The organism is Pseudacidovorax sp. DMC4, assembly GCF_056314265.1.
Window position 1 is genome coordinate 16228 of sequence record NZ_JBQUYR010000006.1, and the last position, 23881, is coordinate 40108.

Genomic DNA, 23881 nt, shown 5'->3' on the forward strand with positions numbered 1-23881 from the left:
CGCCAGCGGCCTTGGCCGCCGGCGGACGACTTTTTCTCAACCCCCTGGGGACTCCGGCCCCTGGGGCTGGGGTTCCCGACCTCGATAGGAATCCCGATGACCACACACGACACGCCCAACGTGGCCCTGCACTCCGCACCCGCCGCCGATAGTCCGAGCGAGGCCGGCGCCGGCGGGACCGACCTGTACGGCGAGACCATCGCCCTTGGCGACTTCATGCGCGCCTTTGGTAGCGACATGCTGGAGCAGGTGAAGGCCAGCAATCCGCCCGTCTACCTTCCTGCCCTGGACCGCCAACTGGCGACCTGGCACCATCGGGCCGCTGTCATGCAGGGGTTGCGGCGCAAGCCGTTCGCTGCCCAGGCCGAGACAGTGCAGGCGATCTGCAAGCTTCTGCTCGACCGCGGCGAACCTGCCGCCGTCCTGAACGCCGAGATGGGCTCGGGCAAGACGATGATGGCCATCTGTGCGGCCGCGGTCGTCCAGCAGGAAGCGCCGCGAACCCTGATCGTGAGCCCGCCGCACCTGGTCTACAAGTGGCGACGCGAGATCCTGGAGACCGTGCCTGGTGCCAAAGTCTGGGTGCTCAACGGCCCGGATACCCTGCGCAAGCTCCTGTCGATCCGTGCGGCCCTGGGGCTGCAGACCCGTCAGCCCGAGTTCTTCGTTCTGGGCCGCGTGCGCATGCGCATGGGATTCCACTGGCGCCCGTCATTCGTGGTGCGCAAGCTCCGCGATCAGGGTCAGACCTGGGCGACCGCGTGCTGCCCGGACTGCATGCAACCGCTGGAGCGCGAGGACGCCGATGGCAACCGCCTCTGGCTCTCTGCCGAGTTTGCCGAGGCCGCGCTGAGTGACCGGCGCATGCAGTGCACGTCGAAGGGCTGCGGGAGCGCCCTCTGGACGCTGATCCGCCCTGGCACTGCCAGGCAGTCCATGCGCGAGATCGTCGGGGCTGCGCTGCAGCAGCTACCGACCATTGGTCCGGTGGCCGCGAAGCGGCTGCTCAACACCTTCGGTGAGGAGCTGCTCGGCGGCATGCTCGAAGACAACGTCTACGAGTTCTTGAACCTGATGGACGAGAACGGCGACCTGGTGTTCAACGACCGCCAGGCCCGCCGTATGGAACGGTCGCTGGCCAGCTTCGAGTTCTCGATCGGGCAAGGCGGCTACCAGGCCACCGAGTTCGTGAAGCGCTACCTGCCGAAGCACTACTTCGGCCTGCTGGTCGTCGATGAGGGCCACGAGTACAAGAACGAGGGCTCGGCCCAGGGGCAGGCCATGGGTGTGCTGGCCAGCCAGTGTCGCAAGACGCTTTTGCTGACCGGAACGCTCATGGGCGGCTACGCGGACGATCTCTTTCACCTGCTCTGGCGGATCAACCCGGCGGTCATGGTGCAGGACGGCTTCAGGCCGAATGCGAGGGGCTCCTTCGGCGCGGCCACGATGGCGTTCATGCGCGAGCATGGCGTGCTGAAGGACGTCTACAAGGAGACCAGCAGCGGCTCTCACCGGACGGCCAAGGGCAAGAGCCTCACCGTGCGCACGAGCAAGGCACCTGGCTTCAGCCCGTTGGGCATCCTGCGGTACGTCCTCCCGATCACCGTGTTCCTCAAGCTCAAGGAGATCGACGCGAAGGCTTTGCCGGCCTACGAGGAGGTCTTCGAGCCCATCAAAATGCTGGAGGCCCAGGCCGACGCCTATCGCCGCATGGCCCTCAGCCTTGTCCAGATCCTGAAGCGCGCCCTTGCGCTGGGCGACAGCACCCTCCTGGGCGTGGTGATGAACGTGCTGCTGGCTTGGCCGGACTGCTGCTTTCGCAGCGAGACGGTGAAGCACCCGAGAACCAAGGCCGTACTGCATCTGCAGCCGGCAATCTTCAACGAGACCACTGCCATGCCCAAGGAGCAGCGCCTGCTGGAGATCTGCCGGCAGGAGAAGCTGCAGGGTCGGCGCGTGCTGATCTACACCATCTACTCGGGCACCCGGGACACCACGGCGAGGGTGCGCTCACTGCTGGAGGTGGAAGGCTTCAAGGTCGCCGTGCTGCGGTCGACGGTGGACGCTGCCAAACGCGAGGACTGGGTCACAGAGCAGGTTGATCGGGGCGTGGACGGCATCATCTGCAACCCGGAGCTGGTGAAGACCGGTCTCGATCTGCTGGAGTTTCCGACCATCGTCTTTCTGCAGACCGGCTTCAACGTCTACACCGTCCAGCAGGCCGCAAGGCGCAGCTGGCGGATCGGGCAGAACAAGCCGGTGCTGGTTCATTTCCTCGGCTACGCAGAATCCACGCAGATGGACTGCCTCAAGCTGATGGGCAGGAAGATCGCGGTGTCGCAGTCCACTTCGGGCGAGATGCCTGAATCAGGGCTGGATGTACTCAATGAAACCCAGGGAGACAGCCTGGAGGTGGCATTAGCTCGGGAGCTGATGGCACAGCTGTGATGGAGCCGCCATCCGCCGCGCGACAAGCAGTTGCGCGGCGGAGGCGCTTGCCGAGTCTGCGCATCGGAGAACGTGAGGCCGGGGATTCACTGCCTGGCATCTTTGGATCGAAGTGGCGCGAACTGCAACATCGTGGCGGCTGATTGAGCGCGGTCCCACTTGCCTGTGGTGGCGCAACTTTGAAGTGAGCGACCTGCACGGCTGATCGCGCGGGTTCGCTCGAATGACGGATTCGGGATCTATTACCCATTGACTCGGTTTTCAATTTCTGCGCCAAACCAGTTACCAAATCCCTCGACTTCCGCGATTGCGGCCAGAAGCTGCTGTTCGGTAACATGCAGTGTTGGCGGGATGAACCAGGCTTTTTCACCTTCCTCCGCGTCCGCAAAAAGAGCTGCCTCTCGTTCATCAACGAAGAACGGATGCGACAATTTCTTTAGGTCTGCACCGACATAGCTTGGCCTAATGCTCGCTATCGATGGCGGGTGCTCGAAACGATTTCGCGCAAGAACGACCTCTTCGAGAAGCCGGAGGTCTGCCGGGCAAGCTTCAAACTTGATTGCAAAACGCTGAGAGTAATGAGTTCTGTAGCCCCGAAACCAGCCAGTTTTCTTAAATGAATTCTTAAGTTCTTCGTCAACCGGGACGCTACTCTCTCTGACCCATGACTCAAGGTAGAGATGCAAGGCCGCAGCGAGCATGGAAATGCACGAGTAGGCGAGTACGTGAAGAGATTCATTGGCCTCTATCCATTCGCTCAGGAAGGCGGGCTCGATGTCCTCGCTGTATGGCGGAACAAATGGCTCCTCCTCGGCCTGGATCCTTCGTTTGCGCTCCACATATGGCGCAGACGCGGTCTCATAGAACTGCCGAATGAAGTCCAGTCGGCGATTGAAGAAATATAAAATGTCCATAGCCTGTGCCTGAGATGCCCAGCGTTCAACTAAAAGGGTGAAGTAGCGGTGAAGCCGCTAAGGGCACACACAAGCGCAGCCTTAGCGTGCCCGATCGACGGAATTGTTAGCAATCTTGATCGAAGTCATCTTCGAGCGTTCTAGAGATGCAACCACCGCATACCGAAACAGATTCCCAATTCACGATGTGATCAGGCCACCCGTAGAGCTGCCCCGGAGTGGAGACAAGGGACCGAACCCAAGCGACAAATTGATCGAAGTAAGGAGCATTCAAGTTGCTTCGGTGCCCTTGGGTTTGATGGCAGATCGGGCGTAGATAATCCGGCAGCACTTTCGCTCGGCTACCGAAGTAGTAGAAATCTTTCGAGAGCAAAACGTTTTCACCCCAAAGGTCAGTCGCAACGTTTTCTGGCCCATGGACGCCTGATCGTTGGATAGGTCTTGAGCCGTTGGAGAAGTCGTAAATGCAGTCACCGAGGCGATCTTGAAGGGCAGAACTTTTAATATTTGGTATGCGCTCAGGCCAGCGAGCGCTGGCTTGGCGATCATAATCTTTCAGCGACAAAACTTCCTCTACGCGCATGGCATACACCAAACGGCCGCTTAAATCTCCGCTGGGCGCATTCTTTGAACCGAGGCCGGCGACCCAGTCATTTGGCTTTGCTACTCGACGAATACTTGGCTTACATATTGCCAATGAACACATGCCGTTGAACGGATTAGGGGCCGCTCCATCGTCGACGGGAATCGTATAGGTGAATAGTCGTGGCATAAGAAGGCCGTGTGACTTAAGCAGCCTCCCGTCGGCAGGCACGCTTGAGGGATTGCTTAGGCGATTGTCTTCGCGGCATGGCCAGAATCATGCCATCGACTGGACATGCTTCATCACGCGAGCCGCCAAGCCGAATACATCGCCTCCAGCAATCTGATGCTGCTCTGATAGAAGGAAGACCTCTTCTGCGTGGTTGAGGCGACGTGAGCCGGGGTCGGGGTAGCGACCAGCCCAGACGACGAAGTGTGTCAAGCCCTGGAGAATGGCCCTGTCCTTCTGGCTCAAGCCGGGCAGGAACTCTGCAAGCTCGACCAAGTTGTGGTGAAAATAGTCCTTCTCTTTCTTCAGGAACGCATCTACCCCGTGCGCAAGAATGTGCATCGCCTTGAGACAGGTTTCTAAGCTATAGCCAACAAGCATGAGCGCGACAGCGCAGTACTGGCAGTCGCACATTCCTCGAACCATCGGCGGCATAGACTCCCAGGAAGGCTTCGAGTCAACCAACACCTTTGCTGCTGTACTCAATGCATTCGCTTGCGTTAGCCAGAGAACGGGAGACTTCAGATCCTCCTTCGAGGGTTGTTCAGACGGCTCCGAGACGGCGCCGCCGAGTAGAAGAGCTGTTTGCCACTTGTGCCAGGCGAGGCTGCTGTAGCCGATGGGGTCAGCAGCAAATGCATCGCGATCGGGGGCGATCAAGTTTTTCACTGCAATCCGATCAGTTGAGAACGTTGTTGCGATGCCTACAGCCCAGTTACTCGGCGCCGAAGACCGATAGCGCGAAAGGTACCAGCACATGCCAATAAAATGCGGAAGGCATATCCTGTGTCGGCGTCCGCGTTAAATCGATAGTTAGGCTGCAGACATCACGTACTCTCTGCAGCAATAATATCCTCCTGCTCCGCAATCTCTTCGTCAGCATCGGGTCCTTGAGCGGCGGGCCGATTTGCAATCAGGTCAGTAACGTCGCTCCACTCCTCCATTCGGAATACATGAACGCGCCTAACAAACTGACAGAAGCGGGGCGCATTTCTTGTAAGTGCGGATTGCAATTGCATAATTGCGTTGATAGGATTTTGTTCTGATTCAGTGTGGTATAAAGATCCTTGGGGATGTGCGGTGAATCCACAAGACCGCAAGGCGTCTGGGATCTCGGTCTGGTAGATCTGTGTGCGCTGCGCCGGTGTGATGCCTTGGGCAGTCATTGCACGAGTATCAAGATCGAAAGCAATCGCGTACTGAGCCATGTTTTCCTCACTTCGATTACAAATGGGATTTTCAGCCTAGCTGAACTTTCTTGGGGCGATTTGAGCAACTCGGGCAGGAGTCAGGCCGTACTTCCATGCGACCTCTTTTGAGGGTACGCCACTGGCAACCTCCGCCTGAATTGCATTGTTGCGAAGCTCCATCACCTTTTTCTCAAGATTGGCGATATCACGCCCTTGACTATCGATGATTTTGCTATGGGTCTCTACTGTCCTCTGCAGCTCTTCCTGAGCCGCTGCAATCGACTTCAGCGCGTCTAGGATGTGGTTCTTCCGCCCCATGTCATACGCTCCATGTGTGTAAGTTGAACATGCATCGATGTTAAATCAACTTAACTTAATCTGCAACCCCTTGTGGTCTGGCGACGTTGTAGATTTTTGTGGCCTAACGTGCTCAGGCGAGACAGACAACGCCGCCTCGGTAGAGACCCCGCGCCCTCGATCGACAGGCTTGCATCACCGCAAACCGTGGACGCAGCATCAGATGCTCTCGTTTGAGAGTACTCTGAAATGGGGTATCTCGTTGGCTCCCGCGCTTGCACAGAAACTGGATGGATGTCCATACAATATCCTGAGAGGGGGCCGGTACCATGCCCGTACTTGAAGCAAATTCCTCTAGCGCTTCGGCTCCAAGCAAGTCTGCCTAGGCCATCTCGAAGCCCGGCGGTGGACTGACGGTTTCGTCTGCACGCGGTGAGGCGCATAAGTCCGCCTTACCACGCCGGCCGCGGCCGGAGTTGATCCCCCGTGGAGTTGCTGGAGCCCGAGGGGTTCAGCGGGCTGGTAATGCAGCGCTTGGCCAACGTCTCTAGCGCGCGGATCATCCCCTTCGTCCACGCTAACGTGCCGCCCGGCTCCCGGATGTGCGCGGATAGCTCGGCCGCTGACCGGGCCTTGAACGACCTGGGCTACGAACATCAGCGCCAGGTGTAGCTTCGCGTGCAGATGCCTGCGCATATCTCGATGCCTGGGGCGCACCGCATGGCCGCCCTCATCAAGCGTTCGATGCTCAGCTCCCACTCGAGGCACTCTACGTTGGCCGCCTTGGGGAGCATCACAACGCCAGTTGTGCCGACCGTTACGGCCTCGCGGAAGTACCTGCAAGCGCCGCCCAATCTGTACTTAGCGGCATTGCGCGCCGCGGGGGTGCTGGACCAGTTGCAAAAACGCCTGCGGATGACGCAGGAACCTGCGCACCGCGGGGACATACGGCAATCGGATGTGGGCATTCATCCAGTTCCACAGGCTGAGGCCCCCTGCCGAGATGGGTGGGTCGGAGATGGCGCTTCACACGCAGGTCGCTAGCTAACCGGCGGTAGTGCTGGCGGCGGACAGCCAGGCACCGTCATCGGTGCTGTCTTTCTATACAAAAGTACCGCTTCCTGACCCGTGCCCGCTACACGCGGATGGCCAAGAAATTTAGCGCGGCCAACTACCATTGCAAGCGCACAGCTGCAATCCGAATGTAAAAAACCGGCCGCTTGGGCCGGTTGAAGTTCCAGACATAAGGGAGTTGAGGGAACTGGAGATCGTCTGGACGAGCGCAATATAACGTGGTCACCGCCGCGCAGTAGTGAAAAATTTCACGCAATGCAGACAAAGACGGGACGCGCTGTGTCTCGTGAAGTCGTCGGTAAATTCCCATCGTTGTCTGAGCTTGGCCTGCGGCTGAGAACCGTGTATTCTCATAGCTGTCCGCACTCATGGGAATTTTCCCAGGAAAGCAGAATGAATGCGGAGTAACGCAAACGAAGGTTTCCTCCGTTTGCGTTTTTTTTGAATGCTAGGGTGCGTGGCTGCCGATCCTCCGCCTTCGGCTTCGTGGCTCAGGCATTCAGATGCCTGCAGTGATCGTCAGGGCGATCATCACGATGAGCGCGATCTTCACCATGGTCCGGACGAACTCATGTGCGGTGATCCCGCCGCCCTGGTACTGCCCCCAGGTGCCGGCGGCAAGACCCGCCGCGATCAGCACCACAGCCGCGCCAACAGCCACCAGGAGGGATGCCTTGAGCAACGGCATCGAGATGCCCCCCGCACCGGCAGCGAATCCCTGCTGCATCGCTTCGGCGATGGGTAGACAGGCCCCGTCCGCGCCCACGCTACACCCGACAGCAGGCGCGAGGCCGGATGCCGAGTCGTCGGAGGATCCAGTGCCGGCGCTGCTGCTGCCACTGCCGTTGGAGGTTCCGGCCATCTGGTCCGCCATCCGGCAGATGGTGGTGCCGTTACTGTCCGCGAAGCCGCTGCAAGAGCCTGAGTTGAGCATCTTGTTGCAGTTGCCGGTGCCGAGCTGCACGCAGGCCAAGACCAGGTAGGCATCCACCGTCCGGCCATCGAAGCTGGACATCGACGTGAGCCGCGTGACCGTCGAGGACGACAACGCGTCGCTGGTGAGCGCCGACCAGGCGTCGACCTGGTCCTGGAGGGACATCGCCAGGTACTGCGACGGCGACTTGCCGGTGTAGTAGGCGACATTGGCAGCGTTCATCTGCAGCACGCCGTAGCAGCAGGAACCGTTGTAGGCGGTCGTGGAGCCGCCGCTTTCGACGCGCACCGCCAAGGCCCCAATGGCGTCGGCGTTTGCCCGCAGCCAGGCACTCGCTCGCGACGAGGCGCGCACCGCGTCCGCGATCTGGGCGGCGGTGAACACGGCCGCAAGAACAAGCGCGGGCAGCAACAACACTGAGCCGAGCAACATGGTTCGGAAGCGGCGGCGCCTAACGGCCGCTGAGTGCGCATGCCTCTCCAAGGGAAGGGTCACGGCAGCCGGATCGAACGCGAACACGCTGGAACGATGCGGCCGTGCTCGATCGTGCGCAGGCGCACCGCGCCGACGCGCTCGTCGTAGGCGTACTCCATGCGATTGAGCCGCCGCGCCGTCTCGCCGGAGTCGAACAGGCCGGCCAGCATGCAGTAGCCCGGGAAGGATTGACCTGCAAGCACATCGCCGCCTTGCATCTGCACCACACGCAGCGGGCACGTCGCATGCAGATCCTGCCCACCGTTGCCAGGCATGTCGCACCCGGTGTCAGGTCCCGCCCGGTTGAACATCGTAAGGACGTAGTCGACACCGTTGCGGCTTACCGTGGCCACGAGCGCAAATCCTGGAAGTGCAGCGCCGACAGGCGTGCGCTGGGACCCGGAAAGTTCCTTCGCCCACAGCTTGGCCATGAGTGCGCGATCGTCGCTTGTGCCCGTGGACGCGAAGGTCGTCGAGTTGAATACCACCTCGCGCACTGGCTGCCAAACGGCGTCGCCTTGCGGAGTGGGCTCGGCCCGCTGGGCGCGCGCCGAACCGATCGCGGCCAGCACCAGCATGGTGGTCACCAACATCTTGGAAAGGCTACGTTTGCTCGAACGGTACATGCGTGACGCTCCCCGGCGGCTGCCTGTCACCGTCCGCCGGCGTCGAGGTCGGCGAGGAACTGCTCAGGCGGTGTCGCGCCGACGAGGCGCTTGCCGTTGGCCAGCACCACGGTCGGCGTGTTCTGGATGCGGTACTTTTCGCCGAAGCGCAGGATGGCACTCAGCCCGGACACATCGCACGTGCCGTCCTGGCTCGGTCGGAAGCCATTCATGATGTCCTTCCACGCCTTAGGGCGGTCCGCCGCGCACCAGGCGTTGCGAGCGAGCGCTTCAGACTTCGGATCGATCACCGGGTACATGAAGCGGTAGATGGTCACGTCATCAACCTGGTCCAGGAACTTGGTGAACACGCGGCAGATGGGGCAGTTGGGGTCCTCGAAGATGGCCATGGTCCGTGTCCCCTTGCCATGCACCTCCTTCATGGCCAGCTTCAGGGGCAACGCCGAGAAGGGGATGGCGTGCATCTTGTCGATGAGCGGAGTGGTCAGGTCACGCTGGTCCTGCATGTCGATCAAGGCACCGTTCACGAAGCTGTAGCGCCCGCTCTCGTCGGTGTAGAAGACTTCACCGTCGGACGCCACGGCGTAGAGGCCGGGTACAGGCGTCGTCGTGATGGCGTCAACGGCGACCGTTCCATGGGTGCGAGCGGTGATGGCCTCGCGAAGCTTGCGCTCCTTCTCAGTCGGCAAAGACTGTTGTGCCACGGCAGCGAAGCACAGGGTCAGCAGAAGAGAACAAGCGAGCGAAGCGGCGGAGAGTCGCATGGGAGTCTTCGGAGCGATCAAGGTGATGGAGGGCAGGCGTACCTGCAGCGACGGCAATCGGACGTTGGGACGAGGTCGGGGGACAAGGGGAAATGGCGGCCGGCGTGACCATTACGCTGCGCTGCAGCAGTGTTCACCTGGGCGATCTATACAAACCCTCAACACTTTGTGATGATCTGGCTACCAAGTGAGTTGTGGATCCCTGGCGAGGCACTGTATGGGGCACTCGTTCGTCACGCAGCCGGATATCGGCGGTGACGTGAAATCGATATCGGCTTGACAAGCCTGAATTCAGGGAATATGAAATCCAGCTCACTTTCTCGTCGCCCCTCATCCTGGCCGGTGGAGTTCGACGACATGGTGCAGCGGTGTGTCGAAGACGCCGCCTGCATCCTCTCCCCTTCCACGGTCAAACGGCTTCAAGAGGCCCTGCGCGTCTATCTGCGCTGGCTCTCACACCACGGCTACACGTGGGCGTTGGCCGACAGGAACGTGATCTCGTCGTTCCTGTTCGCGATGCAGGACAGGGGCCTTGCCCACGGCACGATGCACAACACCAGGTGGGCAGTTCAACGGCTCTATGAGTGGGCGGCGTTCCAGAACGTGATCACGCACGATCCCACGCAAGACCTCGCACCGATGGCAAGACAGCGAAGGACCATCCGTTGGGTGCCAACTTTCAACCAGGTTGTACGCGTTCTCGATGCCCCCGACACGACAACACCGATAGGAGTGCGCGACCGCGCCGCCATGGAGCTCCTATACGGCGCAGGGCTGCGGGCCTTCGAGCTGCGTCAGCTTGAGGAATCGCATTTCGACTTCCGGCACCGAGCGATCCGGTTCATCGGGAAGGGACAGGTCGAACGCCTGGTGCCGTATGGCCCTTCGGCAGCCGCCTGGCTGGATGCATACCGGTTATCGGCTAGGCGTCAGCTACTTACGCAGCCAGGCAAACACCCGCGCGCTCATCCGAAGTTGTTCGTTCACCCTGGGGACGATCCCGAGTTCACCTACCAGCGGCTCTACCTGATGGTGCGAAGCTACGCGGCCCAACAGGGACTGGGCCTGCTGACGCCCCACACCTTCCGTCACGCATTCGCCACTCACCTGAAAGCAGGTGGCGCGGACCTTCGGGTCATCCAGATGCTGCTTGGACATGTCTCCATCTCGACGACCGCCATCTATTCCCACACCGACACACCGGCGCTACGCGACCTGGTGTTCACCCACCATCCCCGGGCGCACCACGACCCTGAGCGGCGAAGGCGCGCAGTGTGGCCCAAGGCGGTTCAGCAGCAGGGGGCCCGGCTGGATGGAGCCGGTGAAGCGAGGACAGAGCGATGATGAATCACGACGTCCGTTCCCTCCTGCAACGACCGACGCAGGCCACAAGTGGCTCGGCCGATGCAGACCTCGTTGCCGCTTTTCTTCTTTACCTGAAAGCTGAGCGCGGCCTGGCGGATTTGACGCTCGACTGCTATCGGCAGCAGCTGAAGGTTTTGCTCCATCGCGCGGCGCTATTGCGCCTGCCGGTGACCAACCTGGAGGCGACCACCATTGATCGGTGGTCAAAGCAGGATCTCCAGGAAGGAGCCGCCCCCAGAACGGTCGCGCTACGACTCACCGTATGGCGTGGATTCTTCAGTTGGCTCATAAAGCGCGGGCTCATCGAGACAAATCCAGCGCTTGCCGTGAGGAGGCCCAAGGTACCCAGGCGGCTACCAAAGGCACTGAGCGTTGAACAAGCGACGGCATTTGCAGACTACCGCCGAGTGGAAGTTGTCAGCTGGATGGAGGCGCGAGACGTGGCCATCGTGGAGCTGCTCTATGGCTGCGGCTTGAGAGCAAGTGAGCTGTCAGGACTCGACCTTCGCCAAACGAAAAACGGCAAGGGCTGGATCGACCTGGAGGCCGGAATGGTGATCGTCCTTGGCAAGGGTCGCACATGGCGCAGCGTTCCGATACACGAGATGTCTGAGCGCGCGCTGCGGGCGTGGATCAGGCTACGTCCCGACTTCCGGCAAGAGCAAGAGGCAGTGTTTGTCACGCAATCAGGATCGCGCATGAGGCGCTCTGCAATCCGGTCGATGGTGACCAGCCGGGCGGAACGTGCCGGCGTTGGCGTGCCCGTTCATCCGCATATGCTGCGGCACTCCTTTGCCAGCCATCTTCTGCAGTCCTCAGCGGATCTGCGGGCGGTCCAGGTGCTACTCGGCCATGAGTCCCTTGAATCCACTCAGGTCTATACGCACTTGGACTTCGCTCATCTTTCCGGGGCTTATGAAGCGGCTCACCCGCTCGCAGGCGGCAACGGGGGGCATTGAGTAGCGCCTGGCGGTGCCTGCGCTCAGTCGGACTCAGCGAAGGCTGACCTGCAGGCACCGCAGTGAATCTGCAGCCCTGGTTTCCCCCACACCTGGATTCCGCAGCTGCAGCGGTATTTGCGCCTATTCGATCTGTTCGGCGGCGCGGGGACCTCAGCGTCGCCGCCGGCGGTCGGCGGGTGCACCACCGTGGCGAGGTTTGGCAACTGCGCTATCGGCGCCGCACCGCCGCCGGCGGCCGCAGGCAGATGCTGCGCCAGGCTGCTGGCTCCGAACGCGACGTGTTCCTTCGCCGGAAATCGGTCATACCAGGTCAACTTGAAGCTGTCGGTGAGCAGCGCCTCGCAGGCGGCCAGGAACGAGCCGCCCTCGATGGCGTAGTCGGCCATGCAGTCACCCGTGCGGCTACCGCCTGGCTGGCCCGTCGACGAAGGCATCAGGCCGATGCTCTCCATCTTGTCCGCCCATTCCCGGTTGTGGTACCTCCCCCTCCCGGGTTGCCCGAAGTGCGACTGCCAGAGGTGCGTCATCTCGTGCACCAGGGTCTGCAGCGTCTCCACCAGCGGTACCACGGCGAAGTACGCCGGGTTCAGGGCGATCTCATCGGTCACCGCGCCGTCGACGCTCGCGAAGCGTGCACCAGAGAAGTAGCCGCAGGTGGCCTTCTCTCGCTGCAGCGTGATGAGGCATGCGGGCAGCGCCCCGTCGAACAGGGTCCGATTGAAGTGGCTGTAGGCATGCTGCAGCTCTTCGTAGGTCTCCTGCGTCGGCGCCGCCCGGGGCACGAGCGACGTTGCCGCATCCGGTTTGGATTGCGCAATACAAAGCATTTCGTTGTTCTCTCCCTCGGATGATTAAAATTCAATCATCCGCAATCAATTGGAGCATGGAATGCCCACCCGCGTCCTCACTGCGCACGTGCCAGCCGACTTGGCTGAGAAGGTCGATGGCGTCGCTGAGCGCCTGGAACGTTCTCGGGGGTGGATCGTCAAGCAAGCGCTCTCGGCCTGGCTGGATGAGGAGGAGATGCACCATCGAATGACGCTTGAGGCGCTTGCCGAGGTCGACCAGGCGCGCATCGTTGACCACGCCGACGTGCTGGCCTGGGCAGACAGCCTGGGATCGCAGATGCCGGGGGCGCTTCCCACACCTCGGCGCAAGCCCGCCAGACGATGATGCGTCTGCAGTGGACGAGCCGGGCGCTCTCCGATCTGGCACGGCTGCACGACTTCCTCGCACCCCGGAACCCGACCGCAGCCGCCAAGGCCGTCCAGGCGCTGGTGCGGGCTCCCGAGGTGCTGCACCAACACCCTCGCCTCGGCGAGAAGGTCGAGGGCTTCGCTGGCCGCGAGGTCCGCAGGATCCTGGCCCTGAACTACGAACTGCGCTATGAGGTCGTGGAGGACACGATCTACATCCTGCGCCTCTGGCACACCCGCGAGCGACGCTGAGCCGGCTTTCACTTGCCTTTCCCACCGAGGGAGGGAGGCTTGGGAATGCCCTTGCCGGTCGCCGAGTAGCGCTCCATCGCCTGGCTAAGCTGCCCGCCGATGCGTGCGCCGATCCAGCCCATCATCCCCGACCAGAGCAACGGCAGCCCCACGAACATCGACATCAGCACGATGTTGAGGATCATGCGCTTGTAGCTGGAGGAGTCCTGGTGGGTCACCATGTCCCTCAGCTCCGACAGGAACGCATTGCCATCCAGCCCCGGGTACATGGCTGCGATCAGGTGGGCGTCGAGCCAGCGGGCGATGTACCACATGGACGCCCAGAACTTGACGGTGAAGATGCCCAACGCACCGTAGAGCATGAGTTTCAAGTCGTAGCCGCTGAACACCACGACCAGCGGCAGGAACATGTAGATGCCCATCAGGAGGGCCGCCTGCACCATCGGCAGCGCGGTGACCAGCGGAACGAACTCGATGGTCATGTCGAGCAGCCGCTTGCCCACCGTGAAGGTGCTCACACCCTGACCGATCGCGTGTGCGAGCGAGGTCCCGACGTCGTAGTCGTTGCCCATGATCCGGGCCGAATCCACGAACTGCGGTCTGGCGCGTGATGCGCCCAGCTTGGCGACGGCGTCCAGCGCGGCGTCGTCGCTCGGCCAGGTGAGCATGTTCTTGGCGGCGGTGTAGATGTTCTGCCACCCCTCGCTCTGCGCCACGATCTGCTTGCGGATCCCGCGTGTGCCATCCAGCCACCATTCGTTGCAGGTGGGCCTGCCCCATTCGGGATTGACCAATGCCGCGTCTGCGTTGCCGTCGGCTGATCCGCCGGTGGCGATGTAATCCGTATCTCGGCTTGCATCCACCGCGAAGCCGGGTACGGGCGAGTAGGCCCGCATCGTGCTGTAGAAGCCTGGCTCGGTCCGGAAGAACTGGCTGCCCGCCCAGTCGACGTCGGTCGGGCCGTAGTCCGAGTTGCCGGCGGCGAGGATGCCCTGCCCGGTGCTGCTCACCTGATCCTTGTCCATGCGCAGATAGCGGCTACGTGCCGGGATGAAGCACTCGCTATGAAAGCGCTGGATGTCGGCGAGCAGCCGGGGGTCCTGGATCGCTGCGTTGCGCGCCATGTCTTCCAGCATCCGCAGGTCCCGTGTGCTGTTGCCCAAAGCGGCGCGCACCGCGCTGTTGAGGCCCGAGCTGTAGCCCATCACCGCCATCCACCACATCGGCACCTGCGTCAGGCCTCCGGCCGTGCTCATGCTGCCGTTGACGGCGTCGGCCATGGCCGCGTCATAGGTCGAGCCACTTCCGGCCTGCGTCGCCGCCTGGGGAGCCGGCTCGGTGGTCGTCGCCGGCGGCGTATAGCTCAGCGTGATGGTGCTCAGGGAGCTGAGCGGCGTGGTCGCGAAGCAGAAGGAGAAGACGAACAGGGCCACGAGCAGGCGGACCTGGACCGCCTCGATCACCGCGACCACACCGGCGCCGCCGGCGGCGGACTCCTTGGCCTCCCGCCAGGCGTTGAACACGATGAGGCCGAAGGGCAGCGCGATCAGGCCGGTCCCGGCCAACACCTCACCAATGATGTTGGCGAAGGCCCAGCCGTAGAGGGTCAGGAAGATTTCGAGGTAGCTGTCGAGCTGCATGTCGCCTCCGGGCGGTCAACGGACGAGGCCCCGCGCGGCCTGCAGCACCGCCGAGCCGAAGTGCACGAGGTCACCGACCCCGATGCCCACGAAGAGGATGAACACGGTGAACCACCCCGCCAGCTTCCAGCGCCATGCAAGCACCTGGTGCACCTCGGTCGGCGCCACGATGCCCCGGGTCGCCGCCCACCGGACCACGCCGGGCCAGAACGCAACGAGCAACCCGAGGGCCACCGCCTGCACGGCCAGGCCCACGTACCTCGCGCGATGCGCGGAAGCCGCGATGCCTTCAAGGCGGGACACCGGCTGCTGCACCAGCACGGCCGTCACCAGGCCGGCGATCACCAGGTACACCAGGCAGACACCAAACCAGCGAAGGCGACGAGCCCAGCGGCCGCCGGCGCGGTCCGGCTTCGGGGAGGCATCCTGAGCCGTTGGATGAACAGCGGAGCGTTCGGTCACGGTCTTGCCCTCAGTTGGCCCTGACCCGGCCGTTCTCCAGCGGCCGCGGATCGACCGCGGTGGCGGCCGGTACGCGCTGGGCCTGGCTGTCCTTGTGGAACTGCTCGCCCATGATGGCAAGGGCGGTCTCCGAGGTCATCTCCTTGCGGATGCGGTACTCGAACATCAGGTCGTTGATGTACTGGGTCAGCCGGTCGACCTGGGCCTGCACGTCGCGCTGCATCTCCGTGGCCTTGGTCGCCTGGGGCAGCGACAGGCCTGCGATGAGCGCGGATCTCGCAACCAGCGCCTTGTCGATCACCCGCTGCATGGCCAGCTCTTCCACCAGGCGGCCGGTGGCCAGGGTCCGGCTCTCCGCTGGCAGCTGTCGCACCGCTTCCACCAGTTGGGGGCTGACCGCGAAGCCGGAGGCGGAGATGTCCTTGAGCTGGGCGACCTGGCCAGGGTCGGCCACGACCCGTTGCATGACGGGTCGCACGGTGCTCAGTTCCTCCTCCAGGCGCGGGCCCAGCCCTGTGGCCGTGACCGTCGTGGTGGGCTGTGGGCACGTGGTCTGGGAACACAGGAACACCTGCTTGTCGCCCAGCACCTGTGTCGTCCACGACGCCATGGCGTCGGGGCTGGAGAAGGCCCGCACCAGGCGCGTGTTCGCCGAGCTCGATGCCGCCCAATTCGTCGAGGACGAGGCGGCAGGCGCCTGGTTCAGCAAGGTGTTGTAGCCCGCGATGGACAGGTCTCGCACAGGCTCGATGGCCTTTGTTCCGGCGCCGCCGGCATAGGTGCCGAACACCCACTCCACGCCGCGGTTCTGCGCCTCCTCGTTCTTGTTGATGTCCAGCTTCGCCTGCACCACGTCGCCCGAGGCGTCCGCCTTCGCCTTCCATACATCGCCTTTGGCCATCTTCACGTAGTCCTCGTAAGGGTCCTGGCCATTGCGGATCATGGCTTCCATCTCCTCGCAGGTCTTGAGCGACGCAGCCACCAGCACGTCGGCCTTCTGGCTGAAGTTCTGGAACAGTTGGTAGAGGCCTGGCTGGGCCCGCTGCAGCATGTAGAGCGGCAGTGACGAGATGCCGACCTTCACCGCATTGGAGATCGTGGTGCCCAGGTTCTTGAAGCCTTCCATGGTGTTGGCCCAGGACAACCCCACGTCGAATTTGCCACAGCTGTAGTTCAGTCGGACCTTCAAGCCGAGCTTCAGCCCGGTCGACTTGCCGTTGATGGGCCCACCGGTGGGTGAGCTGCCACCCAATCGGTAGTAGAGGGACGAATTGGTCACGGGCTGCGCCTTTGCCGGCGGTAGGTGCAGCACCAACACAGCGCCGATCAAGACGGCCGTCAAGCCACGTTGCAGACCGGAGACGATGGTTGAAGGAGTGGTCATAGGGTCAGGGCACGGCAAAGAGAAAGATCGGCGTCTTGCGCTCGCAGCACTCGTAGCGCTGCCACAGGTTCCAGATGTAGCCCTCGTTGTCCGAAGTCTTGTGGTCGCCGTAGCTGCCCACGCTCAGGCTGTCGTTGTCGCCAAAGGTGATGCAGTCGGTGCTTGCCACCGGATGGACGGCTTGCCAGCGCGGCTCGTCGCCACGCTTGAAGTACACGTACTTCTGCTCGCCCTTGGCGTAGAGCTTCTTGTAGATGTGGGGCTGCGCTTCCTGCCGGATGATGCTGGCCACCCGCGCGGCCAGCACCGCGGAAGACTTGACGGGGTGGGACTGCACCAGCTCGCCGGTCCGCGGGTAGGTGCCGCCCCAGGTATTGACGAGTCCATGGCCGACTTCGCCGACGCCTGGCACCCAGGAGCCCGGGTACAGAAGCTCCAGCGGCACCTTGCCCCGCCAGAACAGGGCGTCGAGGTCGGAGTCGTACTGGATCGAAAGCATGCCGGAGCCGCCCGGGCACAGGTAGGCCGTGAGGCCGGCGTTGCCGCTGTTGCCACTCCCGGAACTGGAGCTGCCCGACTGGGTGCCCAGCGTCTGGTACATCTGGTCCAGGAGTTGGCTGTAGCTCTGGGGCTGGCCGCTCGATGTCGAGGACCCGGAGGAGCCCGTGGATGTCGTCTCCGTCGTCGTGGTCGGCGTCGTGCTCGTGCCCCCGCCGCCACTCGTCATCGGGTTGCTTGCACCGAAGGAGCCCAAACCCGAGACCCCCGAGAACATCGAGCTGTACTGGCCCGGCAGGGACCCGAGCTGGTTCAGCATCTGGCTGGGATTGAAGGCCTGGGCCCGCGCGCCCTCCAACACACCGTTGGACAGGTCCGACGGCACCTGCGACCACTGCTGCTGGATCTTGGGCAACTCCTTGTCGGGGAAGGCCTGGATCTCGTTGGTGTCCGGGTACTCCCACGTCCAGTTGCCACCCATCACGGCGCCGATCGGGTTCCCGATCGCATCCGCGGACTTCATGGTGACCACCTCCCTCGCCTCACGCGCTGTCGTCGCCTGGCTGTCGAGCGTGCTGCCCATCAGCGAAGAGCCGGCCTTGTCCATGGCGGTGGAGATGGGCTTGGCCAGATCGGCCCAGGGATGCTGGGTCGGCGAGTTGTAGGTGCTGACAACCACGTCCGGCACGTAGTGCTGCACGCGGATCGAGGTCTCGATCTCGCAATAGAACAGGTAGCACCTCAGGAAGAAGCACACGCCAGTCACCTGGTAGGCCAGGCAGCTCGAAAGCCCCTGGACTGTCGCGGTGGCGATCGCCATCGTGTTACTGCCGCTGGTGCTGCCTGAGGCGTCACTCCCTTGCGCGGCCAGTGCGTTGCCCGCGCCGGTCAGCGAGACCGACCCGATGACCACTGCGGTCACCAGATCGGCGGCCAGCCTGCGTGGCCCCGCCCAGTCGCTGCACCGGGTCATCGCCGGCCGGCCCGCTGCTGGCGGGCAAGGAACAGTTGGACGGCCTGGTCGGCGTCGGTCACGCCGTAGACGACGGCCTGGCGGTTGATGACGATGGCCGGGAGGTGGTCGATGCGGTAGTAGCGGGCCAGGTTGATGGCGTTGGCCGCCGCCACGGCCGCAGGCGTGATCTCTCGCTTGATCCGAGCCTGGTTGGCCATCATCCAGCGGCGGGCCACCGACTCGCCGCCGCGCGGGATCTGCTGGTTGATGTACTGCTTGATCTGCTGCAGCCGATCCATCCGATGGACCACGAGACGGTACTGTTCCGTCTGGGCGGGTGTGACCAGCATCGCCGAGTTGGCGAAGACCTCGACGGTCATGACGCCGCGGGCGGCCGGCGCGGCCTGCGGCGCCGCCGCTGTCTCGATCACGGAGGATGCGCAGAGTGCGGCCGCGCCGCCGCGCGCAAGCCAACAAAGGAGGTGGCGGCGCCTCATCCCCGGCGGGCCTCGATTTCCTCGGCCACGAGCATCGCCGCGCGCAGCTCGCTGCAGCCGTGCTGCTCCATGAGCCGGCGGCGATGGGCCTTCTCGTACCCTTCGGTCTGGGCCAGGGCGATCGGCAGCGCCGGCGGAACGTTGCGGAAGAGCGTCTGCCCCGAGGCGCTGATCAGGACGCCCTCCGTGTACTTGCCTGGGGCCTTGCGGGCCGACTCCATGAGCATGCGCTGCTCCGGCGTCAGCGAGCGGAACCGGGCGACTTGCTCGATCTCGCTCTTGTCCATCGTCAGCAGCATCCAGAACTCGCACATGGAAAGCACGCGCTCCATCGAGTCCGGGAAGTCCTGCAGGTTCTGGGTGGCGAGCCAGAACCACATGTTCAGCTTGCGCCACATCTTGGTGCCCTTGGCGATCTTCGGGCCCAGCAGGTCGTTGGTCGTGATCAGGTGGCCCTCGTCGGTGAGGAAGATCAGCGGACGGCCCTCGGCCTGGTGCGCCTCGCCGCGGCCCTGCACCGCGTCTATCAGCGAGGTGTAGGCCACGGCCAGCGCGTCCGCATACCCGTCCTTGGTGAGCGTGCCCATCTCGACCAGCGTGACGTCCACATCCGGCCAGTCGCGCCCTTCCCGGTTGAAGAGGGTGCCGCGCAGCCCCTGGCAGAAGGACATCATGGACTGCCCCATGTCCTCTGCCCGCTCACGCCGCCCCTGGGACAGCGACAGGTCGCCCTGCATGGCCATCAGCTCGTTGGCCACGTCGTGCACCAACGGGTGTGGGCGCCCATCGCTGCGCGTCCTGATCGCGGCGCGGATCACGGCCCGGGTGATGAGGTAGCGGTCCGAGCGGGACATGCGCGCCTCCTCCCGGGCCTCGCCGCCGGTGATCATCATGATCGCGGCGATGAGCATCTCGCCAAGGTAGTCGCGGCGCTCGTCGTCATCCTCCGCTGCCGCGGGCTCCGCCCCATGGTCCGAGGCCGGCATGGCAGCCGACACGGGTTGCTGCTCGAAGGCGCCGGCCTTCTGGAGCAGCGCGTCCATCGCCTCGGCATCAGGAAGCCCCTCGGCGTCGCCAGCGGCGCGGGCCTCGGCCGCGTAGAAGCTGCTCATGATGTCGGCGTCGTCCAGCAGCTTGAGCGCGTGCACGAAGGGCGGCAGCGACACATCGGCGGCCGTCGTGAGCGTGACGCAGTGCGTGCTCAGCCCTTGGCCCTTGAAGAACTCGACCAGCAGGCCGAAGCTGTTGCCGGCGTCCACGATCACCAGGCGAGGTCGGTGGACAGCCATGGTCATCATGGCCAGGTAGTTGAGAGTCGCCGACTTGCCGGCACCGGTCGGGCCCAGGACCAGCATGTGGGCGTTCTTCTTGCGATCGTGGCGGTTGAGCGGGTCGATCCAGAGCGGCTCGCCACCACGGTTCCAGAACCACATGCCGGGGTGCGGCGTGCCGCGGGCGCGGCCATAGACCGGCAGGAGCGCGGCGATGTGGCTGGCGAAGGTCAGCCGTGAGCGCTTGAGGTGCCGCTCGTCGAATGCGGGGTCGAAGGTGAACGGCAAGCCGCGCACGAAGGCGTCCAGGGGCACCAGGTCCTGTTGGGGAGCAATGAACCGCAGCCCCGTCGGCACCAGCAGCGCGTTGGCCTTCGCCACGGCTGCATCGACCTCATCCACGGTCTTGCCCGCCAGGTAGAGCACCGTGAACATCGGCAGCAGCTTGTCGCCGGTCGCCATGTGGCTCAGCACCCGTTCGCACTCGGCGAAGGTCTCCTGGGCCAGCGCGTTGGCCGCCCGGGAGGCATCTCGCATCCGGCTGATGTGCTGCTCCACCTTGTACTGCGGCCGGATGACGACGGTGATCGAGAGCATCGAGCCAGGCGGAAGACGATCGAAGCGGGCGAAGCTCTCCTTGTCGTGCCGCAACTCTGCGGAGAAGTGGCCGACTTCCGGCGCTGCCTTGATGCTCTCCAGGGTCAGTGCTTTCACCGGGACGCCGCCAAACGAGAACAGGCCCCGCTCCAGGTCGGAGTACGGCTCGCTCAGGTTGAGCGACTCGGCCATGGAGTTGCCAAAGAGAGGCGCGGCGCCCGCCGACGCCGTGCTTGAGAAGTCGCCCGGGTACGGCGCCATGCGCATCAATTCGGCCGCCCTGGCGGCGCCGGGGACCTTGGGATTGAAGAAAGGCAACAGCCAGGCGTAGAGATCGGCGCCTGTACACCGGCGCACCGTGACACCGGCCTCCGACAGCGTGGCCTGGACGGTCGAGGCCATTGCTTCCATCTCGTCGTGTGCGCTCGTCACTCGCTCGGCGGCATCCTGGTCGAGCCTGCGGTAGATGCAGCAGCGCACACGGCGCTGCTGGCCCCGCCAGGGCTGGAAGGTCACTTCCGTGTCTTCGAACAGACCTTCCGGCTTGGAGACCTGGGCCAGGTGCCGGCGGAACTGTTCAAGTACCGCCTGGGTCATCGGCGATTGCAGGATCTGCTGCGCACGCAGCGGCTCGTCCTTGTGCTGCTCCGCGATGTAACGCCGCAGCTGCTCCACCATCCCCGACAGGTCGTAGTCGTCGCTGACGAAGAACTGCACGATCCATGGGGAGCCATCCACCTCGGGGATGGCCTGCAGGGCTTCCTTGACCTTGTGGGCCTTCTCGGCGAGCACCGACGCAGGTTGCGCTTCGGTGGGCACGCCGCCCAGCTCGAAGAGCACGCCCAGCGTGGTGCCGTCGTGGAGCACGAAGACGCGCTCGTCGGGCCGGTAGGCAACGTAGGGAAGCAGGTCGGAAAACGAGGGTGGACGCAGCGCCATGCGTCTGCGGTCCTCCACCGTGAGCTTGGAGCCCACGTACTCGGCCGGCTCCGGTGCCGGAACCTCGCCGGATGGCACCGCGAGCGCGGGAAGGATCGCCTGCAGACCCGGGACGGCCCGCAGCGCGGCCAGCAAGTGCTGAGTCAATGCCTGCATGTCAGCGCCCCTGCTCTCGCGCCGGCGACTGGCCGGCCTGGGCGTTCCGGGACCGGCCCTGCAGCAAGTCGCCTTCCACCTCGCCAGGCAGCGCGTACTGGGTGGACTCGTACATTGGGAAGACCGTCACATAGCCCGGTACCGGGTACTGCCCCTTGGCGAGGTGGGGAAACACCACCATCACCAGGTCCGGATTCGGCACCCGTGCGAACCGCTGACGCATCGGCTCCAGCGCCGACCAGTAGCGCTGCGTGTCGCCATCGCCGGCGGCCACGGGCCGGGCAGGTGCGGCGTCGCGCAGCCGTGCACGTGCTTCCACGCCCCCGGCGGAGCCCTGGCCCGACGCGTTCGCCTGGCCCCGATAGATGTCGACAACGGTCGGGCTTCCCTGGGTGGCGTCCTGGATGGGGGAATGGCGGGGCCCGCTGACCGAGCAGGCGCCGAGCATCATTGCGACGGCGCATGCGCCGAGCAGGCCAGTCATGGGCAGCGAGGGGAACGAATGCAGCATGGGGTGACTCCGGATGACCGGACATGGGGATGAATCAGGCTGCAGCGCGTTGCGTGCGCTGCGAGCGGATGAGGGAACCTGGGCAGGGGCATGTGCGGCGTGGCGCGGCTACGGTCCAATGGGCTCGCGGTGCTGATGGCGCGCTCTCGTCGGGCATCACTCCAAACCGTATCGGGCGCCGCGTGCCGTCTGGTCGACGGCCTCCTGCCTGCGGTGCACCAGGCGACGGCCCTGCGGGTTCTTGTCGATCCGTAGTTCCTGGTTCACGTGGACAACGAGCCGTTGGCCAGCTGGCGTCACCACTGCGTCGAAGGAGTTCTTCAGCCGCTGCAACAGCCACTTGGACAACTCGTCGCCGGAGCCGGCAACGGCCTGGCCAAGGGCGTAGCGTCCGACCGAACCGGTGACCGTCGACGTCACGCCGAGGCTGCCGCCGGACGCGCTTTGCACGATCGTCTTCTGCGCGTCGGAGAACGCCTGTCCTGCGGCATCGAGCGCCTTGGCGCCGACCACGTCCGTGATGTAGGCCGGCGCGTTCGTGACGAACTGCCCGGGGATGCACGGATTGCCGACCGCGTCGCTCACATAACCCAGGTCCTGGCCAGCGCCAGGGCTGCCGCCGCCGGCGCCGGCGCTGGAGCCGCCTCGGCTGGAAACCGTCTGGATCGCACCATCGTTGAAGACGAAGGTGACCGAGCGCACCTTTCCTTCCGAGCAGGACAGGGCCATGTCGCCGATTGCAACGCCGCTGATGATCATCCCCGCCAGGTCGTCCGGCAGCTCGAAGCCGTTGGCCGCCAGGTTGTCTCGCCCCACCACGGCCTTCCACTGCATCGGGTCGCGCACCTGGCCGTCCACGGGCACCCGCCCGATGATGGTGGACATCGAGGTCACGCCGGCGAGCGTCGCGTTCTCTGGAATCGTGAAGTACGGGATTGGCTTGGGGGCCGGGTCGCCTTCCTGGGCCAGGGCCTCGGCCGCTGCGCGCGCCGCTGGGCCGGCGCCGGCTTGGCCATCGCCGTTGCCGGCGCTGGACGTGCGGACATACGTGGTCGTCGGCGGCACGCCGCGGCCGCGAGCCTCGGCAGTCGCCGCCGCATAGCCCATGGGCGGCACCACCTTGTAGCTCACGGCGCCGTCGGGGGCCGCTGCCCCGGGACCTGCCGAGCCGAAGTCGATCGCTGCCGCGCCCGGGGCTCCGGCCGGCTTGCCGCTGCCGATTACCTGCTGCCCCAACCCGGACGAGGTGGCGGCCGCACCCTGCATGGTCTTGCCCACCGTCGCAACTGCGCCCGCAAAGGTGTCTGCGATGGTGCCGCCCGCCACTCCCCCAGAGAGACCTCCTGTCGATGCCGCACCGTCGCCTGCGTTTCCGGGCTTCAGCTGCCGGCGCAGGTTCTCGTTCTCGGTCAGCACCTTCTGTACCGCGTCCCGTAGCTCCTTGTTGGCCGCAACCACGGTCTTGAGCGTTTCGGTGGGCGTGTCCTGGTCCGCGCCCTTGGTCGCCGGGAGGGCACTCGGGGGCGCCTTCATCGGCGCGGCGGCCTGCGGCCGCGGATCTCCGCGCAGCTGCATCACGATGATGGTCACCACGGTGCCCACTGCCACGATGGCGAATACGGGGATGAGCTTGTTTCGGCTGGCGGCCATGCGGCGCTCCTACG

Annotated in this window: 22 protein-coding genes; 5 read left to right on the forward strand and 17 right to left on the reverse strand. The window is 64.1% G+C overall.

All coding sequences use genetic code 11. From position 1 onward, the window contains the following. Positions 1-96: 96 nt before the first annotated feature. A complete protein-coding gene (locus tag ACT54X_RS12510; RefSeq protein WP_476346797.1) occupies positions 97-2448 on the forward strand; it encodes a helicase-related protein in 2352 nt (783 codons plus the stop codon). Positions 2449-2690: 242 nt separating this feature from the next. Here ACT54X_RS12510 and ACT54X_RS12515 read toward each other — a convergent pair whose 3' ends face one another. The 8 genes from ACT54X_RS12515 to ACT54X_RS12550 all read right to left on the reverse strand — a co-directional run bounded on the left by ACT54X_RS12515 (position 2691) and on the right by ACT54X_RS12550 (position 9532). Beyond that, complete coding sequence (locus ACT54X_RS12515; protein ID WP_476346799.1) at positions 2691-3362, reverse strand: hypothetical protein; 672 nt, start codon at positions 3360-3362, stop codon at positions 2691-2693. A gap of 106 nt (positions 3363-3468) precedes the next feature. Further along, positions 3469-4134: an Nmad2 family putative nucleotide modification protein gene (locus tag ACT54X_RS12520; protein ID WP_476347103.1), complete on the reverse strand. Its 666-nt coding sequence runs from the start codon at positions 4132-4134 to the stop codon at positions 3469-3471. Positions 4135-4221: 87 nt separating this feature from the next. Beyond that, on the reverse strand, positions 4222-4833 hold the full coding sequence (locus ACT54X_RS12525) for a hypothetical protein (RefSeq protein ID WP_476346800.1): 612 nt from the start codon (positions 4831-4833) through the stop codon (positions 4222-4224). Between the two features lie 167 nt (positions 4834-5000). Further along, a complete protein-coding gene (locus ACT54X_RS12530) occupies positions 5001-5381 on the reverse strand; it encodes a hypothetical protein (protein WP_476346802.1) in 381 nt (126 codons plus the stop codon). 36 nt (positions 5382-5417) lie between these two features. After that, positions 5418-5681, reverse strand: coding sequence for a hypothetical protein (locus ACT54X_RS12535; RefSeq protein ID WP_476346803.1), 264 nt, complete (start codon positions 5679-5681; stop codon positions 5418-5420). A gap of 1552 nt (positions 5682-7233) precedes the next feature. Then, complete coding sequence (locus ACT54X_RS12540) at positions 7234-8100, reverse strand: hypothetical protein (protein ID WP_476346805.1); 867 nt, start codon at positions 8098-8100, stop codon at positions 7234-7236. A 59-nt stretch (positions 8101-8159) separates the two neighbouring features. Next, the gene (locus ACT54X_RS12545) at positions 8160-8768 is read right to left on the reverse strand and encodes a hypothetical protein (RefSeq protein WP_476346807.1); all 609 of its coding nucleotides are present in this window, start codon (positions 8766-8768) and stop codon (positions 8160-8162) included. A 26-nt stretch (positions 8769-8794) separates the two neighbouring features. Next, positions 8795-9532 carry a DsbC family protein gene (locus tag ACT54X_RS12550; protein ID WP_476346809.1) on the reverse strand — a complete coding sequence of 246 codons (738 nt, stop codon included), beginning with the start codon at positions 9530-9532 and terminating at the stop codon, positions 8795-8797. Positions 9533-9832: 300 nt separating this feature from the next. Between ACT54X_RS12550 and ACT54X_RS12555 the strand changes: the two genes are divergently transcribed. Together ACT54X_RS12555 and ACT54X_RS12560 are read left to right on the forward strand one after the other, a co-directional pair. After that, positions 9833-10876: a tyrosine-type recombinase/integrase gene (locus ACT54X_RS12555; RefSeq protein ID WP_476346811.1), complete on the forward strand. Its 1044-nt coding sequence runs from the start codon at positions 9833-9835 to the stop codon at positions 10874-10876. Continuing rightward, the gene (locus tag ACT54X_RS12560; RefSeq protein ID WP_476346813.1) at positions 10873-11856 is read left to right on the forward strand and encodes a tyrosine recombinase XerC; all 984 of its coding nucleotides are present in this window, start codon (positions 10873-10875) and stop codon (positions 11854-11856) included. Before ACT54X_RS12555 ends, ACT54X_RS12560 begins: the two co-directional genes overlap by 4 nt. Positions 11857-11879: 23 nt before the next feature. Here the strand turns inward: ACT54X_RS12560 and ACT54X_RS12565 are convergent, their stop codons facing one another. Further along, entirely contained in the window at positions 11880-12686 is an 807-nt protein-coding gene (locus ACT54X_RS12565) for a SprT-like domain-containing protein (protein ID WP_476346815.1), read from the reverse strand. A 61-nt stretch (positions 12687-12747) separates the two neighbouring features. Between ACT54X_RS12565 and ACT54X_RS12570 the strand changes: the two genes are divergently transcribed. Next, positions 12748-13032: a CopG family ribbon-helix-helix protein gene (locus tag ACT54X_RS12570; RefSeq protein ID WP_476346817.1), complete on the forward strand. Its 285-nt coding sequence runs from the start codon at positions 12748-12750 to the stop codon at positions 13030-13032. Then, on the forward strand, positions 13029-13307 hold the full coding sequence (locus ACT54X_RS12575; protein ID WP_476346818.1) for a type II toxin-antitoxin system RelE/ParE family toxin: 279 nt from the start codon (positions 13029-13031) through the stop codon (positions 13305-13307). The genes ACT54X_RS12570 and ACT54X_RS12575 overlap by 4 nt, the downstream gene beginning before the upstream one ends. Positions 13308-13315: 8 nt before the next feature. On the opposite strand, the gene ACT54X_RS12580 is transcribed toward ACT54X_RS12575, so the two are convergent. The 8 genes from ACT54X_RS12580 to ACT54X_RS12615 form a co-directional block, all read right to left on the reverse strand. Further along, positions 13316-14947 carry a conjugal transfer protein TraG N-terminal domain-containing protein gene (locus ACT54X_RS12580; protein WP_476346820.1) on the reverse strand — a complete coding sequence of 544 codons (1632 nt, stop codon included), beginning with the start codon at positions 14945-14947 and terminating at the stop codon, positions 13316-13318. 15 nt (positions 14948-14962) lie between these two features. Further along, the gene (locus ACT54X_RS12585; RefSeq protein ID WP_476346822.1) at positions 14963-15409 is read right to left on the reverse strand and encodes a hypothetical protein; all 447 of its coding nucleotides are present in this window, start codon (positions 15407-15409) and stop codon (positions 14963-14965) included. Positions 15410-15419: 10 nt separating this feature from the next. Further along, positions 15420-16688 (reverse strand): integrating conjugative element protein, encoded by a 1269-nt coding sequence (locus ACT54X_RS12590; RefSeq protein ID WP_476346824.1) that lies wholly within the window; start codon positions 16686-16688, stop codon positions 15420-15422. Between the two features lie 109 nt (positions 16689-16797). Beyond that, positions 16798-18111 (reverse strand): TraU family protein, encoded by a 1314-nt coding sequence (locus ACT54X_RS12595; protein WP_476346826.1) that lies wholly within the window; start codon positions 18109-18111, stop codon positions 16798-16800. 149 nt (positions 18112-18260) lie between these two features. Next, complete coding sequence (locus ACT54X_RS12600; RefSeq protein ID WP_295371166.1) at positions 18261-18677, reverse strand: DUF1525 domain-containing protein; 417 nt, start codon at positions 18675-18677, stop codon at positions 18261-18263. A 62-nt stretch (positions 18678-18739) separates the two neighbouring features. After that, positions 18740-21706 (reverse strand): conjugative transfer ATPase, encoded by a 2967-nt coding sequence (locus ACT54X_RS12605; protein ID WP_476346828.1) that lies wholly within the window; start codon positions 21704-21706, stop codon positions 18740-18742. A gap of 1 nt (position 21707) precedes the next feature. Next, a complete protein-coding gene (locus tag ACT54X_RS12610) occupies positions 21708-22217 on the reverse strand; it encodes a TIGR03751 family conjugal transfer lipoprotein (RefSeq protein ID WP_476346830.1) in 510 nt (169 codons plus the stop codon). Between the two features lie 156 nt (positions 22218-22373). Beyond that, a complete protein-coding gene (locus tag ACT54X_RS12615; protein WP_476346832.1) occupies positions 22374-23867 on the reverse strand; it encodes a TIGR03752 family integrating conjugative element protein in 1494 nt (497 codons plus the stop codon). Positions 23868-23881 lie beyond the last annotated feature (14 nt).